Annotated in this window: 17 protein-coding genes; all 17 read left to right on the top strand. The window is 64.6% G+C overall.

From position 1 onward, the window contains the following. Window positions 1–161: 161 nt before the first annotated feature. From PQQ96_RS29020 to PQQ96_RS28940, 17 genes are read left to right on the top strand one after another with little or no spacing between them, the layout of a single operon-like run. The gene (locus PQQ96_RS29020; protein WP_408299011.1) at window positions 162–905 is read left to right on the top strand and encodes a beta-ketoacyl synthase chain length factor; all 744 of its coding nucleotides are present in this window, start codon (window positions 162–164) and stop codon (window positions 903–905) included. Continuing rightward, window positions 889–1,683 carry a lysophospholipid acyltransferase family protein gene (locus PQQ96_RS29015; protein WP_408299009.1) on the top strand — a complete coding sequence of 265 codons (795 nt, stop codon included), beginning with the start codon at window positions 889–891 and terminating at the stop codon, window positions 1,681–1,683. The genes PQQ96_RS29020 and PQQ96_RS29015 overlap by 17 nt, the downstream gene beginning before the upstream one ends. Beyond that, window positions 1,658–1,957 (top strand): phosphopantetheine-binding protein, encoded by a 300-nt coding sequence (locus tag PQQ96_RS29010; RefSeq protein WP_408299007.1) that lies wholly within the window; start codon window positions 1,658–1,660, stop codon window positions 1,955–1,957. Before PQQ96_RS29015 ends, PQQ96_RS29010 begins: the two co-directional genes overlap by 26 nt. Before the next feature lie 3 nt (window positions 1,958–1,960). After that, window positions 1,961–2,212, top strand: coding sequence for an acyl carrier protein (locus PQQ96_RS29005; RefSeq protein ID WP_408299005.1), 252 nt, complete (start codon window positions 1,961–1,963; stop codon window positions 2,210–2,212). Beyond that, on the top strand, window positions 2,212–2,874 hold the full coding sequence (locus PQQ96_RS29000; protein ID WP_408299003.1) for a COG4648 family protein: 663 nt from the start codon (window positions 2,212–2,214) through the stop codon (window positions 2,872–2,874). The genes PQQ96_RS29005 and PQQ96_RS29000 overlap by 1 nt, the downstream gene beginning before the upstream one ends. Continuing rightward, window positions 2,871–4,595: an ApeI family dehydratase gene (locus PQQ96_RS28995; protein WP_408299002.1), complete on the top strand. Its 1,725-nt coding sequence runs from the start codon at window positions 2,871–2,873 to the stop codon at window positions 4,593–4,595. The genes PQQ96_RS29000 and PQQ96_RS28995 overlap by 4 nt, the downstream gene beginning before the upstream one ends. After that, window positions 4,595–6,454 carry a glycosyltransferase family 2 protein gene (locus tag PQQ96_RS28990; RefSeq protein ID WP_408299038.1) on the top strand — a complete coding sequence of 620 codons (1,860 nt, stop codon included), beginning with the start codon at window positions 4,595–4,597 and terminating at the stop codon, window positions 6,452–6,454. The genes PQQ96_RS28995 and PQQ96_RS28990 overlap by 1 nt, the downstream gene beginning before the upstream one ends. Beyond that, entirely contained in the window at window positions 6,441–8,048 is a 1,608-nt protein-coding gene (locus PQQ96_RS28985; RefSeq protein ID WP_408299000.1) for an HAL/PAL/TAL family ammonia-lyase, read from the top strand. Before PQQ96_RS28990 ends, PQQ96_RS28985 begins: the two co-directional genes overlap by 14 nt. Next, on the top strand, window positions 8,045–8,476 hold the full coding sequence (locus PQQ96_RS28980) for an acyl-CoA thioesterase (RefSeq protein ID WP_408298998.1): 432 nt from the start codon (window positions 8,045–8,047) through the stop codon (window positions 8,474–8,476). Before PQQ96_RS28985 ends, PQQ96_RS28980 begins: the two co-directional genes overlap by 4 nt. Further along, complete coding sequence (locus PQQ96_RS28975; RefSeq protein ID WP_408298996.1) at window positions 8,464–9,174, top strand: outer membrane lipoprotein carrier protein LolA; 711 nt, start codon at window positions 8,464–8,466, stop codon at window positions 9,172–9,174. The genes PQQ96_RS28980 and PQQ96_RS28975 overlap by 13 nt, the downstream gene beginning before the upstream one ends. Then, on the top strand, window positions 9,174–11,585 hold the full coding sequence (locus PQQ96_RS28970; RefSeq protein ID WP_408298994.1) for an MMPL family transporter: 2,412 nt from the start codon (window positions 9,174–9,176) through the stop codon (window positions 11,583–11,585). The genes PQQ96_RS28975 and PQQ96_RS28970 overlap by 1 nt, the downstream gene beginning before the upstream one ends. Then, complete coding sequence (locus PQQ96_RS28965) at window positions 11,582–12,766, top strand: beta-ketoacyl-[acyl-carrier-protein] synthase family protein (protein WP_408298992.1); 1,185 nt, start codon at window positions 11,582–11,584, stop codon at window positions 12,764–12,766. The genes PQQ96_RS28970 and PQQ96_RS28965 overlap by 4 nt, the downstream gene beginning before the upstream one ends. A gap of 8 nt (window positions 12,767–12,774) precedes the next feature. Beyond that, window positions 12,775–13,260 (top strand): hotdog family protein, encoded by a 486-nt coding sequence (locus PQQ96_RS28960; RefSeq protein ID WP_408298991.1) that lies wholly within the window; start codon window positions 12,775–12,777, stop codon window positions 13,258–13,260. Further along, window positions 13,257–13,982: a 3-ketoacyl-ACP reductase FabG2 gene (locus tag PQQ96_RS28955; protein WP_172310653.1), complete on the top strand. Its 726-nt coding sequence runs from the start codon at window positions 13,257–13,259 to the stop codon at window positions 13,980–13,982. Before PQQ96_RS28960 ends, PQQ96_RS28955 begins: the two co-directional genes overlap by 4 nt. Continuing rightward, entirely contained in the window at window positions 13,982–15,208 is a 1,227-nt protein-coding gene (locus PQQ96_RS28950) for a beta-ketoacyl-ACP synthase (protein ID WP_408298989.1), read from the top strand. Before PQQ96_RS28955 ends, PQQ96_RS28950 begins: the two co-directional genes overlap by 1 nt. Then, window positions 15,205–16,446, top strand: coding sequence for a beta-ketoacyl-[acyl-carrier-protein] synthase family protein (locus PQQ96_RS28945; protein ID WP_408298987.1), 1,242 nt, complete (start codon window positions 15,205–15,207; stop codon window positions 16,444–16,446). The genes PQQ96_RS28950 and PQQ96_RS28945 overlap by 4 nt, the downstream gene beginning before the upstream one ends. A 36-nt stretch (window positions 16,447–16,482) precedes the next feature. Further along, window positions 16,483–16,905 carry a signal peptidase gene (locus tag PQQ96_RS28940; protein WP_408298985.1) on the top strand — a complete coding sequence of 141 codons (423 nt, stop codon included), beginning with the start codon at window positions 16,483–16,485 and terminating at the stop codon, window positions 16,903–16,905. The last annotated feature ends 47 nt before the right edge of the window (window positions 16,906–16,952 follow it).

Below are 16,952 nucleotides of genomic sequence, written 5' to 3'. Positions count from 1 at the left end.
AATCAGGGCCAAGTGCCGTTAATTCGCTGAACCCTATATAAGAAGATTGGATTGACCCCCGGCTGGAGATTGTCGTTCCGCGCGGCGCGCATACGCCGTGACGGTTGCGTATTCCGTCAGGCGCCCTCAGCCTCTCCTCGCTTCTACGCGCGAACACCGATATGCCCGATCTGCACTGGACCATTCCGGTCGCTCGCTGGTCTAGCTGGCCTGCTGCCGCATCTGCCGCACCCGATATCGGCTTTATCGAGCCGATCGTGCGGCGTCGCCTGAGCACGCTGTCCAAGGTGGCGCTGAAGGTCGCGCACGACTGCGTGTCGCAGGACGAGGTCCGGGTCGTGTTTGCTTCGCGCCACGGCGAATTGCGGCGCACGACGGACATCCTGCGTACCATTAGCGCGGGCGAGCCGGTCTCGCCGACGGCATTCAGCCTGTCAGTGCTGAACGCAATGACCGGTGTGTTTGGCATTGCGCGCGGCGACCGTTCCGCTGCCAGCGCGATCTCGGCGGGTGCCGAGACGCTCGGCTACGCGCTGCTGGAAGCGTACGCGCAGTACGCAACGCAGCCTGGCTCGCCGGTGTTACTGGTGTACGCCGACGAACTCGCCGATCCAGCATACGGCACGATTGAAGACGAAGTGCAGGGCGGCGCGATCGCGATCCTGCTGAACGGCGAAGCGGCGGCGGGGCAGTTGGTCTGCACGTTGTCCGGTGCAGGTGAGCCGGAGGTCGCGGAGGGCGGGCAGGTGGCAAGCCACGCAGGCCAGGAAGGCGCGGCAAGCGCGGACGAAAGCTTCGCGACCCAAAGCCAGGCGCTGCTGCATTGTCTGGAAACGGGCCGGTCTGCCGTCTGGCACGGCGACGGCGCGGCCTGGCATTGGAGGTGGCATGAACGCGCGGCTTGATTACCTTTGGCGGTTCTGCGCGACAGGCATGGCCTTCGTGGTGTTCGGCATCTGCGGTGTGCTGTTTTCGGTGCTGGTGTTCCCGCTTGCGTGGCTGTGGCCGCATCGTGCGTCGCGTCAGCGCGTGGTGACGACTGTGATCCACTGGTTCTTCCGCGCTTTGGTCGCAGCGTTGCGGTGTATCGGTGTGATGGAGCTCGAGGTGTCGGGCGCCGAGGCATTGCGCGCCGACGGCCCCGCGATCGTGGTCGCCAATCACCCGACGTACCTGGACGTGATGGTGCTGTTGTCGCTTACGCCGCGGGCCTGTTGCGTGGTGAAAAACGCGCACTGGGGCAACCCGTGTTTCTGGGGAATCGTGCGCTCGGCGGAATATGTGAGCAATGCCGATCCCTCGGAGCTCGTCGAAGCCGGCGCGCGGCAGCTCGCTGCAGGCTATACGATGATTATTTTTCCCGAAGGCACGCGCAGCCCCGCGCCGAACCGGCTGCACGCGTTTTCACGCGGGTTCGCGCATATGGCGTTGAAGGTCGGCGCACCCATCGTGCCGGTGCTGATGGATTGCGATCCGCCGGCGTTTACCAAGCAGATGCGCTGGTACGACGTACCCGCGCGTGCTTTCCGGATGCGCGTGAACGTGCTCGAGCCGCTTGGCGTCGAGCAATTCGCGGACCTCGACACTTCACCGTCTCTCGCGGCGCGCAGCGTGACCAGCGCCATCGAAGCACACATTACTCAGCACCTGTTCGATTATGGATTCTTTAAAACTGGAAATTAAACAGCTTCTGATCGAAGCCCTCGATCTGGAAGACCTGAGCCCGGCCGATATCGACGACGACGCACCGTTGTTCGATACCGACGGCATCGGCCTCGACTCGATCGACGCGCTCGAGATCGGCATCGTGCTGCGCAAACAATACCAACTGACCATCGCAGCGAACGACGAACGCACCCGCGAACACTTCCGCTCGATCAGCTCGCTGGCCGCGCTGGTCGCGAGTCAACGCGAAGCGGCGCACGCTGTGAACGAAACCGCAAAAAAAGGGGAATAAATCGTGTCCGAGGCAGAGATTCTTGAACGCATCCGCGCCATCTTCAAAGAGAACTTCGCCATTGAGCCGGAGCGCGTGACGCCGGACGCGCATCTCTTCGAAGACCTCGATCTCGACAGCATCGACGCTGTCGACCTCGCGATCAAACTGCAGGAAATGACCGGCCGCCGCATCAAGCCGGACGAGTTCAAGTCGGTGCGCACGGTCGGTGATGTGATCGGTGCGGTCGAATCCCTGCTGGCGGCGCAAGGCTGATGCCATCCGTGCGCTCGCGAATGCAAGCGGCGGCGAGCCAGCCCGCCGGGGCATCGCCCGGCACGGAGCGCCACTGGGCCAAAACGGTGGTGCAGGTCCTGCTGAAACTCGCCTATCCCGCGTTGATTCTGTGTGCCTGGCGCTGGGACACGCCGCGCTATGTCGGTTGCATGCTGTTTGCGATTCTGTGGCTGCAACGCTGGGCCGGCAGCGGTCCGGTTGCGACCTCGCTGCGCCGGCTCTCCACAATCGACTGGACCGTGGTCGGCTTGTTGAGCTGCGCTTCGGCGGCGATCGTATTCACCAATAGCGAGTTGCTGCTGCGTCTCTATCCGTCGCTCGTCAATCTGGGCCTGTTGATCGCGTTCGGCGCGACGCTTGTGCGCGGACCGTCGATGATCGAAAAATTCGCACGGCTGGGTAATCCGAATTTGCCGCCTGGCGCCGTGCGCCATACGCGGCGCGTGACCCAGGTGTGGTGCGGTTTCTTTGCGCTGAACGGCGCGTTCTCCGCTTATACGGCGCTGTACTGGAGCCGTGCAAACTGGTCGCTCTACAACGGCGCGATCGCTTATGGGTTGATCGGTGTGCTACTGGTGGCCGAGGTCATCTGGCGTTATCTGGTGGTGCTGCCGCGAGCGGCGCGTTCGGAGGCGGCATGATCGCGTTGCATGATCTGTTGTCGGCGGCGCACGAGTCCTCAGTCGTGAATTCGCCGGTATGCCGCGACGGCGCTACGGTGCTCGATCGCGCTGCGTTTCGCGCGCGCGTCTCGACGCTGGTCACGCTAATGCAAGCGCAACCCGCGCGACGCTACGCGTTGTGTATCGACGATCCGTTCGATTTCGCCTGCGCGCTGTTTGCGTTGTTCGCGTGCGGCAAGGAGCCGGTGATTCCGGCCAATGCGACGCCGGGCTATCTCGCCGATCTTGCCGACGCGTATGACGCCGTGCTGACCGATGCCGATCTGCCGCATGCTGTGCGAGACGCCGACGCCGACGCCGACGCCGACGCCGACGCCACACACGCGCGAGACACCTCACACACGATCGATCCGCAAGCCCCGTTGACGCTCTACACATCGGGTAGCAGCGGCACACCCAAGCCGATCCGCAAGACCCTCGCGCAATTCAACGCCGAAGTGCACACGCTCGAAAAGCAGTGGGGCGCTCTGGTCGGCGATGCGACGATGCTCGCGAGCGTGCCGCATCATCACATCTACGGTTTGTTGTTTCGCGTGTTGTGGCCGCTTGCCGCGGGCCGCGCGTTCGACCGCGCGATCAGTATCGAACCTTTGCAACTGCAAACGCAGATCGAGCAATGTGGCGCGACGGTCGTCGTTTCGACGCCCGCGCAATTGTCGCGTTGGCCCGCATTGCCGGGCTTCGCCGCACTAACGCCGGCGCCGCGCGCGTTCTTTTCTTCAGGCGGCCCGCTCGCCGTGGAAGCCGCGCAGGAATACGCCGACGCGTATGGCGCTGCGCCGCTCGAAATCTACGGCAGTACGGAAACCGGCGGCATTGCGTGGCGTCGTCAGGACCAGACAGAGGCCTGGCAAGCGGTGACCGGCATCGAAGTACGCCGCGACGAAGACGGCGCGCTGAATGTTCGTTCGCCGCATCTCGATCACACCGGCTGGCATCGTACGGACGACAAAATCGCGTTCGACGCCGATGGCCGCTTCCGCCTGCAAGGCCGCCTCGATCGCGTGCTCAAGCTGGACGGCAAGCGTGTGTCGCTGCCGGAACTCGAAGCGCGTCTCGCGCTGCATCCGTACGTCGCGCAAGCGGCGATTGTGCCGCTGGAAGGCGCCTCACGCGATCGCGTCGGCGCCGTGGTGGCCCTGACCGACGCGGGCAGCGAGGCATTGCGCGCCGAAGGCCGCGTGCTGCTCGCGCAAACCCTGCGCCGGCATCTCGCTGAGTATTTCGACGTGGTGGTGCTGCCGCGTCATTGGCGCTTTCGCCTCACGCTGCCGTTCGATTCGCGCGGCAAACTGCCGGTGGCCGCGGTCGCGGCGGCTTTCGAGCCGCGCTCGGACGGTGTGGAAGTGCTCGCCGAAGCCCGCAGCGCCGACACGTTGCATTACGAACTGCGCGTACCGCCGACGCTGGTGCATTTTGCCGGCCACTTCCCCGGTCTGCCGATTTTGCCGGGCGTGGTTCAGGTGCACTGGGCCATGCGTCTAGCCGCGGAACAACTGCCCGCCGTGCGCGCGCTGGTATCGGTCGACCGTCTCAAGTTCATGGCGCCGGTGTCGCCGGGCGCGGTGCTGAATCTCACGCTTGCCCACGACGCCGCGCGTGGGCGCTTGCAATTCGCGTACCGGCTGAACGGGCGTGAATGCGCATCCGGCGTGATCGTGTATCGGGAGCCTGCATGATGCGTTTCACGCCGTGCATCGTCATTCCGATTTACAACCACAAGGACGCGATCGGCGCGACCGTGGCCCATCTCGCGGTGCACAGCTTGCCGATCTTTGTCGTCGACGACGGCAGCGATGAGGCGACCCAGCAGGTGCTCGCCGCGCTGGCGCAACACTACGCGGGGCAGCTCACGCTGCTTCGCTTGCCGGTCAATGGTGGCAAGGGTGCGGCCGTGATGGCGGGCCTGCGTGCCGCGCGCGCTGCGGGTTACACGCACGCGCTGCAGATCGACGCCGACGGCCAGCACGACGCGACGGACGTGCCGCGTTTCATCGAAGCCGCGCGCGCCCAACCGGGCGCGGTGATCCTCGGCCGCCCGGTCTACGACGAGAGCGTGCCGAAATCGCGCCTCTACGGCCGCTATCTGACGCATGTGTGGGTGTGGATCGAAACGCTCTCGCTGACGATTCGCGATTCGATGTGCGGTTTCCGTCTCTATCCCCTGGCGCTGGCTTGCGAGCTGATCGACAGCGTGCAACTGCCGACGCGCATGGACTTCGACATCGAAATTCTCGTGCGCCTCCACTGGCGGCGCGCGGCGTTTCGTTCGATTCCCACTCGCGTCACCTATGCGACCGATGGCGTTTCGCATTTCGACGTGCTGTGGGACAACGTGCGCATCAGCCGCAGTCATACGCGGCTTGTGTTCGGCATGCTGTGGCGTCTGCCGGTGCTGCTCGCGCACAAGGTGATGCCACGCCGCCCGGCCATCGCAGGTGAGGCGATCAAGCAGGGCGAACAGGACGAAACGGGCAAATCGAGCAACCTGGCCAGGCAAGACGAACAAGCCAAGCATCGCGACGAAGCCAAGCAGCCCGAACAAGGCAGACCGAGCGAATCAGGCAAGCAAGCGATACAACTCGAACAAAGCCCCCAGGACTGGTGGCGGATCGCCGAACGCGGCAGCCATCTGGGCATGTCCCTGCTCGCGCTCAGTTGCAAGCTGTTCGGCCGCCGTTTCACCGCACTCTGGCTGCATCCAATCGTCGCGTATTTTCTGCTGACGGGCCGCGCCGCGCGCGAGGCGTCGAGCAATTACTTCACGCATCTCGGCGAAGCCGCACCGCACGGCGATACGCCGCGTCCAGGTTGGCTGTCGGCCTATCGCCATATGCTGGCGTTTGCACAGTCGGGCTTCGACAAGCTTGCTGCATGGTCCGGGCGCGTCAACAACGCCGACGTCAAATTCGAAGATCCTTCGGCGTTCGAAGCATTGGTGGCAAGTGGTAAAGGTGCGCTCGTGATCGGCGCGCATCTCGGCAATCTGGAGATGACCCGCGCGCTTGCCGCGCAGGGTGCCTACGCGAAAGTTACTGCCGTCGTCTACACCGAGCATGCACGGCGCTTCAATAGCGTGCTGGCGTCGGCCAATAGCCAGTTCGCGCGGCATCTGCTCGAAGTCAGCGACTTCGGTCCCGAGACCGCGATGATGATGCAGGAGCGCGTCGATGCGGGCGAACTGCTGGTGATCGTCGGCGACCGCGTGCCGGCTCACGAAGCGGGGCGCACGACCGAAGCGCAGTTTCTCGGCTCGACCGCGTCGTTCGCGCAAGGCCCCTACGTGCTCGCGCATGCGTTGGGCTGCCCGGTCTATCTGTTCTTCTGCCTGAAAGAACACGACGGTTATCGTCTGTATTTCGAGCCGTTCGCCGAGCGCATCGAGTTGCCGCGCCGTGAACGCGCGCAGCATCTTGCGGCGTGGGCGCAGCGTTACGCGGCGCGCCTCGAACACTATTGCCGCAAGGCACCCTATCAATGGTTCAACTTCTTCGATTTCTGGGCCAGCCCCAAGCGAGGCACACATGGCCGAACATGATCTGATCGAGGCGCCGAACGCCAGCGCAACAGAGAACACCCGCGCAAACGCGCCGGCGGTGACGATCGGCGGACGCAAGCTGACGATCGAAGAGGTCGTCGCGATCGCGTGGCATCGCGCACCGGTTGCGTTGAGCGCCGATCCGGCATGGCGCGCGCGCATCCAGCGCGGCGCGGACTTTCTGCGCCGGCATCTGGCGTCGGGCGCGACCGTGTACGGCGTCAACACCGGCTATGGCGATGCATGCGTGGTCGATGTGCCGATGGAACTCGTCGAAGCCTTGCCGTTGCAACTGACGCGTTACCACGGCTGCGGGATGGGCCAGTATCTCGACGACGCGCAAACGCTCGCGGTGATCGCCGCGCGGCTCAACTCGCTGGCCTACGGTTTTTCCGGCGTGCGCCCCGTGTTGCTCGAACGCCTCGCCGATCTGATCAATCATCGTGTGCTGCCGCGCATTCCGTCGGAAGGCTCGGTCGGTGCCAGCGGCGATCTGACGCCGCTCTCGTATGTGGCCGCCGCGCTGGCTGGCGAGCGCGATGTAATGTTCGAAGGCTCACTGCGTGACGTGCGTGAGGTCTGGACCGAACTCGGTCATGCGCCCTTGACGCTCGCGCCGAAAGAAGGCCTCGCACTGATGAACGGCACCGCCGTGATGACGGGCCTCGCCTGTCTCGCGTTCGCGCGCGCCGATCATCTGACACGCCTCACCGCACGTCTCACCGCGCTCTCTACCGTTGCGCTCGACGGCCGCGCCGCGCACTTTGACGCAACGCTCTTCGAAGTGAAACCGCACGCAGGCCAGGCCGAAGCCGCAGCGTGGATTCGCGAGGATTTGACTGGGCGCGACGATACACCCGGGCATCGTCTGCAAGACCGCTATTCGATTCGCTGCGCGCCGCATGTGATCGGCGTTGCGCGCGATGCCTTGTCGTGGGTGCGCCGCGACGTCGAGAACGAACTGAACAGCGCGAACGACAACCCGTTGATCGATCCTGACAACGAGCGCGTGCTGCACGGCGGCAACTTCTACGGCGGCCATATCGCGTTCGCGATGGACTCGCTGAAAGTCGCGGTCGCCAATCTGGCCGATCTGATGGACCGGCAGCTCGCGCTGCTGGTCGACGTGAATTTCAACAACGGCTTGCCGCGCAATCTGTCGGGTGCGGCGCCCGCGCGCGCCGCGATCAATCACGGGTTCAAGGCGGTGCAGATTTCATCGTCCGCATGGACGGCCGAGGCGTTGAAGAACACGATGCCCGCGAGCGTCTTCTCGCGTTCGACCGAGGCGCACAATCAGGACAAGGTCAGCATGGGCACGATCGCCGCGCGCGACTGTTTGCGCGTGCTGGAGTTGACCGAGCAGGTCGCTGCCGCGCATACGCTCGCGACGGTGCAAGCCGCCCGTTTGCGTTTGAAGATCGATAGCGCCACGCCGGTTCCCGTGCCGCTGCAAACCTTCATCGACAGCGTGACGGCGCAGTCTCCGTTCGTCGACGAAGACCGCGCGCTGGAGAGCGACCTGCGTGCGCTGAGCGCGCGCATCGCCGCATGCGATCTATTGAACGACTATCGTGGAGGATCGCACGCATGACCGGCTGCCCTAAAGTGCTGACAGCCAGCGCGAAAGTCGAAGTGCCGTTTCACGACGTCGACGCGATGAACGTGTGCTGGCATGGCCACTATCTGAAGTACTTCGAGATCGGCCGCGCGGCGCTCTTGCGCACCTTCGATTACGACTACCGCGAGATGCAGGCCTCGGGTTACCTGTGGCCGATCGTCGAGGCGCATCTGAAGTATGTGCGCCCGGCCACCTACGGCCAGGCGATCGAAGTGCGCGCGCAACTGCTCGAACACGAGAACCGCCTGAAAATAGGCTATGAAATTGTCGATTGCGCAACCGGCACACGGCTGACGAAGGGCTATACGATCCAGGTCGCGGTCGATGCCGCGACGCAGGAATTGCAGTTCGTGTCGCCGCCCGTCGTATTTGAAAAGCTGGAGCGCGTATGGGCACGATGAACTTGCGCGGTGTGGCAGCGGGCGGGTTGCTCGCACTAAGCACGCTAGGCACGCAAAGCGCATTGAGCCTGCTGAGCGTATCAAGCGTGGCCGCATGGCCGATCGCGGCATCCGCGGCAGAAGCCGCGCAGTCCGCCGGCAACCCGGCTCTCGTCTCGCAGATCGCCTCGCGCCTCGCACAAGCCAGGGGTGTCCGCGCTCAGTTCACGCAAACGCAAACGCTCGCTGCGATGAAGCAGCCGCTCGTCAGCACGGGTTCGTTGCTGTTCTTCCGCGACCGTGGCGTGATCTGGCAGATCGACACGCCTTACAAAGCCACCTACGTGATCACCGATGCGGGCGTCACAGAAGTCGACGCCAATGGCCAGCGCGTGACGGCTCACAGCGCCCAAGGCACACGCGGCGTCGCGCAGGTCTCGAAGATGATGCGCGCGATGCTCGGCGGCGATCTGTCGGCGCTGTACTCGCAATTCGACGTGCAGGCCGAAGGCAGCGCCGCGCAGTGGCGCATGCAACTCACGCCGAACCAGCCGCAGATCGCGCAATCGATCAAAGGCTTGCAGGTGAATGGCGGCGACTACCTCCAAAGCTTGCGTATCACGCTCGCCAATGGTGACGTAACGAAGCTCGACTTCGCGAAGAGCGCGGCGGTGACCGAACCGACGCCCGCTGAGCGCGGTTTGTTCGGAGCGCCGTAATGCAGGTGCTGCAACAGCGGTCCGCGAAACAGGCATGGGGCGTGCGCGCTGCGTGGCTGCTGCTCGCGCTCGCCGCTGCGCTGTACTGCGGTTGGCGTTTCGCGGGACCATCGCCGCTGCAAACTAATCTGCTGGCGTTACTTCCCGCCACCGAAGCGGATCCGGTCGCCGAAAAGGCGGTCGATACGCTGGCGAGCGCGCTGGGCGATCGCACCGTTTTTCTGGTCACCAGCAACAATGACGCACACGCGAAAGCGGCAGCGAAACAGCTCGGCGCATCATTACAGAAGAGTGGGGCGTTCGGCTCGGTGACGGCGGAATTGCCGCCCTTCGATCTGTCGCAGATCGCGGCGTTGTACATGCCTTATCGCTTCGGTTTGCTGGCGCCAGTTGATCGCGCGGCGCTTGCGCAGGGCAGTGCTTCAAGCCCCACGTTGCGGGCCGCGCTCGCGCAGCGCATTTACAGCCCGCTACGCGGCGGTCTGACCACGCCGCTTGCAGACGATCCGTTTGGCTGGCTCGAACACTGGCTCGGTGGTTTGCCGCTCGCCACATCGAATCTCGAACTCGAAGACAACATGCTGGTGTCGCATCGCGGTACCGCGACTAGCGTGCTGATCGTTGTCACGCTGCCGGGCTCAGCCTACGAGTCGAAGACGCAGCACGCCGTGCTCGCCGCGCTCGCACAAGGCGAAAGCGCATTGAAGCAGACGTTTCCCGACGTGTCGGTGGCGAGGACCGGCGCGGTGTTCTATGCGGAATCGGCACGCAGCGCATCGGAACACGAGGTACACCTGATCGGCGTTGCGTCGCTGTGCGGGATTGCGTTGCTGATGATGTGGGTGTTCCGCTCGCCACGTCTCTTGCTGCTCGGTTTTGTTTCGACGGCGCTTGGCATTGTCTGCGCGCTCGCGGTGACGATGCTGGTGTTCGGCCAGTTGCATCTGTTGACGCTGGTGTTCGGCGCGAGCCTGATTGGTGAAGCGGTCGACTATTCGATCCAGTATTTTGTGGTCTATCTCGGTGCGGGGCGCGATTGGGATTCGCGCCGGGGTGCGCGGTCGGTACGTCCGGCCTTGACGGTTGCGCTCGCCACCAGCCTGCTCGGCTACGCGATCCTCACATGGGTGCCGTTCCCCGCGCTCAAGCAGATTGCATGCTTCGCGATTGCGGGTATTGCGACGGCGTTTGCGTCCGTGCTGTCGTTGTTGCCCGCGCTGCTCACGCGCGCGCCGAAGCGCAGTCCGCAACGCGTGTTCGCTGGGGCGGCGCGTGCGCTGGCGGTCTGGCATCGCACGATCGGCGGCAAGCGCGCATGGTTTGTGGCGGCGCTCTTGCTGGCCGTGGCGATTCCCGGTTGGTTGCGTCTGACGAGCGACGACGATATCCACCTGCTGATCCAGCGCGATCCTTCGCTGGTCGCGCAGGAAGACAAAGTGCGCGAGGCGGTCGGTGTCGATAACAGTGCGCAGTTTTTTGTCGTGCGCGGCGACACGCCGGAAGTCGTTCTGCAACGCGCCGAAGCGTTGGGCACGACACTCGACGGGTTGAACGGCACGGCGAACCAGGTCGGCAGCTATCAGTCGGTGACGCAATTCGTACCCTCCGCGAAACAGCAAAACGAAGACCGTGCTTTGCTCGCGCAGCACGTATTCAACGATCCCGCCGCATTGCGGGCGACGCTTTTGCAGGCGGGATTTAAAGACGAAGTCGCCGATGCCTGGCTCGCCGCCTATGCGAAACCGCAGCCGCTCTTCACGGTCGACACGTGGCTCGCCGCGCCGTGGTCGCAGCCGTACAAACATCTGTGGCTGGGCGTTGTCGATCCGGCAACCAGAGCGTATGCAGCCGTCGTGATTCCACAAGGCGTGACGCCACAGAATGAACCCGCGCTGATCGCCACCGCGCAGGCGCTGCCCGGCGTCGTATTCGTTGACAAGGCGGCGAGCGTCTCGAAGCTATTTGGCGCGTATCGTGTGGATAGCGGCTGGTGGCTCGGCGGCGCGCTGGCGCTTGTGCTCGTCCTGTTGATGCTGCGTTACACCGTGCGCGGCGGCATTGCTGTGACGCTGCCGGTGCTGCTCGCGGTCGGCGTCACGCTCGCGGTGTTCGGCTACGTTCACGTGCCGCTCAATCTTTTCAACTGGCTTGCGCTGATGCTGGTGCTCGGCGTTGGCGCAAACTATGCAGTGTTTCTGCGCGAAGGCTGCTTGCGCGCGGACGCGGATCTCGGCGCGGTGTGGACTGGCGTGCTGCTGTCGGCGGCCACCACGCTGTTGTCGTTCGGCATGCTCGGCATGAGCGCGATGCCCGCGCTGAAGAGTTTCGGCGCCACGCTCGCGCTCGGCATTGCGGTATCGGTGCTGCTCGCGCCGATCGGCATGCCATCGGAATCAAGGAGGGCCGCATGAAGGCGCCATCAGTTTATTTGCACGCGCTCGGCATGATCAATGCGCTCGGCGGCGACCTCGATGCAATCGTCCCGGCGCTTGCCGCCGGTCACGCACCCGGCATGGCGAACGCGCATACGGGCGTTGGCGAAGCGTTTGTCGGCAGCGTGCTCGCGCCGCTGGAACTGGCGCCGCCGGCTGGGCTCGCGCGTTACGACTGCCGCAATAATCGCTTGCTGCTGGCCGCGCTAACGCAGATCGCGCCCGCCGTTGAAGCCGCGCGCGAGCGTTACGGCGCGCATCGAATCGGCGTGGTGCTCGGCACCAGCACGTCGGGTATCGAAGCGGCCGAAGCCGCGTTCGTCTATCAGGCGCAAGCGGGCGACCTGCCTGCCAATTTCAATTACCGGCAGATGGAGATCGGCACCGCCGCGCCGTTTGCCGCCGCCGCCCTCGGTGTGCAGGGCCCGGCGTTCACGATCTCGACCGCTTGCACCTCGAGCGCGAAGGCTTTTGCGTCGGCGCGCCGGCTGCTGCAATTGCGACTGTGCGATGCGGTCGTGGTGGGTGGCGTCGATTCGCTGTGCGAGCTGACGGTGCAGGGTTTCGCATCGCTTGAATCGACCAGTGGCGTGCGCGCCAATCCCATGAGCCGCAATCGCTGCGGGATCAACGTTGGCGAAGGCGCCGCCGTGTTCCTGATGAGCCGCGATGAAGCGGAAGTGCGACTCGCGGGCGTCGGCGAATCGAGCGACGCGTATCACATTTCCTCGCCCGACCCGCTGGGCGCGGGCGGCGAACTCGCGTTGCACGCGGCGCTGGCCGATGCGGGCGTCGCGTCGTCGGCGATCGGCTATGTGAACCTGCACGCCACCGCCACGCGCAAGAACGACGAGATGGAAGCGAAGTTGATGGCGCGGGTGTTCCCCAACGGAGTCGCGACGAGCGGCACCAAGCCGCTGACGGGTCACCAGCTCGGCGCGGCGGGCGCAACCGAACTCGCCTTCGCATGGCTGACGCTGGCGCGCGAGAATGTGCCCCTGCCACGCCATCTGTGGGACGGCGAGGCCGATCCCGCGCTGCCGGTGCTGGATCTGGTCGAAAGCGAACGCTTCCTGCCGCGCGGCGCCGGCGCGCAATACGTGATGAGCAATTCGTTTGCGTTCGGCGGCAGCAATGTCAGCCTGATCCTTGGACGGTGACACGCGCGATGACCCAGACGCCCACCATTCAGGATCTCGTCCTGCAGCCGATCGAAGCGATCATCCCGCATCGCGGCACCATGCTGCTGATCGATGCCGTGAACACTTTCAGCGAAGACGCTTTGAGCGCGCGTGCGACCGTACGCGCCGACGCCTGGTATGCCGACGCCGACGGCGCGATGCCCGCATGGATCGGCATCGAATTGATGGCGCAGACCATCGCGGCGCACGTCGCGTTGCTCGCCATGCGCGGCGGCGGCAGAGCACGCCCTGGCGTGTTGCTGGGCTCGCGCAGCTACAAAGCGTTGCAACCGTCGTTTGCGAGCGGCGCCCAGTTGCTGATCCAGGCAACCGAATTACTGCGCAGCGAAGCGGGCCACGGCGCCTACGAATGCACGATCCACCACGGCGACGTGTGTTGCGCCGAGGCCGTGATCAAGGTCTTTCAACCGCCCGATTTCCAGTCATTCATCGAAGGGAGTTTCAGTTCATGAGCCGGCGTGTTCTCGTTACCGGCGCAAGCCGCGGCATTGGCCGTGCGATTGCGTACAAGTTGGCCGCCGACGGCTTCGCGGTGTCCGTGCATTGCCGCACGGGCCGCACCGAAGCCGAAGCCGTGGCAACGGGCATCGCCGCGCAGGGCGGCACAGCGCGCGTGCTGCAGTTCGACGTGCGTGAGCGCGCCGTGTGCCGTGAGGTGCTCGAAGCGGATGTCGCGGCGCACGGCCCATACTACGGCATCGTGTGCAGCGCGGGCGTGACACGCGACGCCGCGTTTCCCGCGCTCACCGAAGAAGACTGGGACATAGTGATCGAAACCGGTCTCGACTCGTTCTACAACGTCGTCCATCCGTTGACCATGCCGATGGTGCGGGCGCGGAAGGGCGGGCGCATCGTCACCATCGCGTCGGTCTCCGGCGTGATGGGCAATCGCGGCCAGGTCAACTACAGCGCGGCGAAGGCCGGCCTGATCGGCGCGACCAAGGCGCTCGCCGTTGAACTGGCGACGCGCAACATCACCGTCAATTGCGTCGCGCCGGGCTTGATCGAAACCGGCATGCTCGATCAGATGCCGCTCGAGCAGGCATTGAAGACGGTGCCGATGAATCGCGTCGGCCAGCCTGCCGAAGTGGCCTCCGTGGTCGGCTTCCTGATGTCGGATGCGGCTTCGTATGTCACGCGTCAGGTGATCGGCGTCAATGGTGGGATGGTGTGATGAAACGCGTCGTCATTACCGGCATGGGGGGCGTCACGGCGTTCGGCGATAGCTGGGACGTCATCGAAGCGCGCCTGAAGAGCGGCGTGAACGCGGTGCGCCGGATGCCCGAGTGGGATTACTTCGAGTCGCTGCATACGCGGCTCGCGTGTCCGTTGCCGGGCTTTACCGCGCCTGCGCATTATCCGCGCAAGAAAACCCGTTCGATGGGCCCGGTGTCGATGTATTCGGTGCGCGCCAGCGAACTGGCGCTCGCTGACGCGGGCCTCGCCGATGACGTGCTTATCAAGGACGGCCGCATGGGCGTCGCCTACGGCTCGTCCTCGGGCTCGGTGCAACCGATTCGCGCATTCGGCACGATGCTCGAAACCGGCTCGATGAGCGATGTCACGTCGAACAGCTACGTGCAGATGATGCCGCACACCACAGCGGTCAACGTCAGCCTGTTCTGGGATCTGAAAGGGCGCATCATCCCGACCTCGTGCGCGTGCGCGTCGGGCAGTCAGGCGATCGGCTACGCGTATGAAGCGATCCAGACCGGCAAACAGACGCTGATGCTGGCGGGCGGCGCGGAAGAGATGTCGGGTCCGGCGGTCGCCGTGTTCGACACGCTGTACGCGACCAGCACGCGCAACGACGAGCCGCATCTCACGCCACGTCCGTTCGATGCCGCGCGTGACGGCCTCGTGGTCGGCGAAGGCGCGGCGACGCTGGTGCTCGAAGAATACGAACACGCGGTGGCGCGCGGCGCGCGGATTCACGCGGAGATTGTCGGCTTCGGCTGCAATTCGGATGGCGCGCATATGACCCAGCCGACTGCCGAAACCATGGCGCTTGCCATGCAGCTCGCTTTGAAAGACGCGCAACTGCCGCCTGAGGCGATCGCGTATGTGAACGCGCACGGCACCTCAACGGACCGTGGCGACATCGCCGAAAGCCATGCGACCGCGCAGACCTTCGGTGCGCGCATGCCCATCAGTTCGCTCAAGAGCTATGTCGGCCATACGCTCGGCGCGTGTGGCGCGCTCGAAGCGTGGTGGACCATCGAGATGATGAAGCGCAACTGGTATGCGCCGACCTTGAATCTGGAGAACGTCGATCCGGCTTGTGCGCCGCTCGATTACATTGTCGGCACCGGTCGTGAGATCGACGCGGAACATGTGATGAGCAACAACTTTGCATTCGGCGGGATCAACACGTCGCTGATTTTCAGGCGCGTTCGATGAGCATGGCGCTGCAACGTGTGGTTGTCACCGGCATGGGGATCGTGTCGTGCCTCGGCAATTCGCTCGACGAAGTATCCGGTGCGCTGCGCGCCGGCCGCTCGCGCATCGAGCGGATCGACGCGTGGCGTGAGCGCGGTTTCGGTTCGCAGGTGGCCGGCGTCGCATCGGTTGCGCAGGAGCAGCCGTTCGAGCGCAAGCTCGAACGCTTCATGGGCGACACCGCGCGCTTTGCGTGCCATGCCGCACGCAAAGCGATCGACGACGCCGGACTTGACCCCGCTGCATTGCGTTCGCCGCGCGCGGGCACGGTGATCGGCTCGGGCGTCGGCACGATGTCGAGCTACGACGTCGCCATGGCAATCGCGAATGCCCGTGGCGTCGACAAAGTGCCGCCGTACACGGTCCCGCACGCGATGAGCAGCACCGCGTCGGCCAACGTCGCGCAGGTGTTCGGACTCGAAGGCGTGAGCTATTCGCCGTCGTCGGCATGTACGACCTCGGCGCTCGCCATCGGGCAGGCGATGCAGCTAATTCAGACAGGCCGCCAGCAGATTGTGCTGGCAGGCGGTAGCGAGTCGCTGCACGACAACATGACGCTGATGTTCGACTCAATGGGCGCGCTGTCGCGCGGATTCAACAACACGCCCCAGCAGGCCTCGCGTCCCTACGATACGGCGCGCGATGGCTTCGTGATCGCTTCGGGCGGTGGCGTGCTGGTGCTCGAATCGCTCGATCACGCGTTGGCGCGCGGCGCTCGTATTTACGCTGAAGTGACCGGCTTCGGCGACTGCACGGATGCCGCCGGTATGGTCGCGCCGCGTGCAGCCGGCATCGCACGGGCGATGCGCGGCGCGCTGGGCGAAGCGGGCAAACGCCCGGACTACATCAACACACATGCACCGTCGACACCGCTTGGCGATGTCGAGGAATTGCGCGCATTGAGGGATGCATTCGGCAACGGATTCGGCGGCGACGTCCCCGCGTTTTCGTCGACTAAAGGCATGACCGGACACCCGCTCGGCGCGTGCGGCGCGCACGAGGCGATCTACACCTTGCTGATGATGCGCGACGGCTTCATCGCGGGGACGGCAGGTATCGAGACACCGGAGCCGGGCGTCGACGGCATGCCGCTCGTGCGCACGACGCGTGACGCGCGCATCCATACGGCGATGTCGATTTCATTCGGGTTCGGCGGCAGTTGCGCAAGCCTGATGTTTGAAGGGTGGCAGGGCGGTTGAAACGGCCACGATTTTGAAAAAACGAGGGCAATAAAAATGAAAAAACGTTTTGTACTGGGTGCGCTGGCAGTGGTGGTGTTGACGCAGGCGGGATGTGCCACGGACGTGAAGTCGCTGCCGCTCGCGGCGGCCGGCGGCCAGTCGCGTGGCGGCGTGCCGATCTATTTCGGCCAGCAGAGCCACCCGGCAGTGACGGCCAAGTTGGGCGACGTGTCCTACTCGGTGCGGATCGCGCGCAAGGTGTCGAGCCCGGAAGATGCATGCCATGAAGCGCTTGCCGAAGCCGTACAAAAGCTGCGCGCGGAAGCTCTCGCACGCAACGCCAACGCCGTGATCGACGTATCGACGCGCTTTCATAGTACCGAGACCAACTCGTCGACTGACTTCACGTGCGGCGTGAGTCCTAGCGCCGCGGCGATCGCGGTGAAGGGCCAGTTGGTCGTGCTGGAAGCGAACTAAGCGGGATCGCAAATAGAACTCACTAAAGCAACAACAACCACCAAGGA

The organism is Paraburkholderia sediminicola (genome assembly GCF_046027825.1).
Taxonomy (GTDB): domain Bacteria; phylum Pseudomonadota; class Gammaproteobacteria; order Burkholderiales; family Burkholderiaceae; genus Paraburkholderia; species Paraburkholderia sediminicola_D.
Note: the sequence above shows the minus strand (reverse complement) of the source record. Positions and strands in the feature narration are given on the sequence as shown.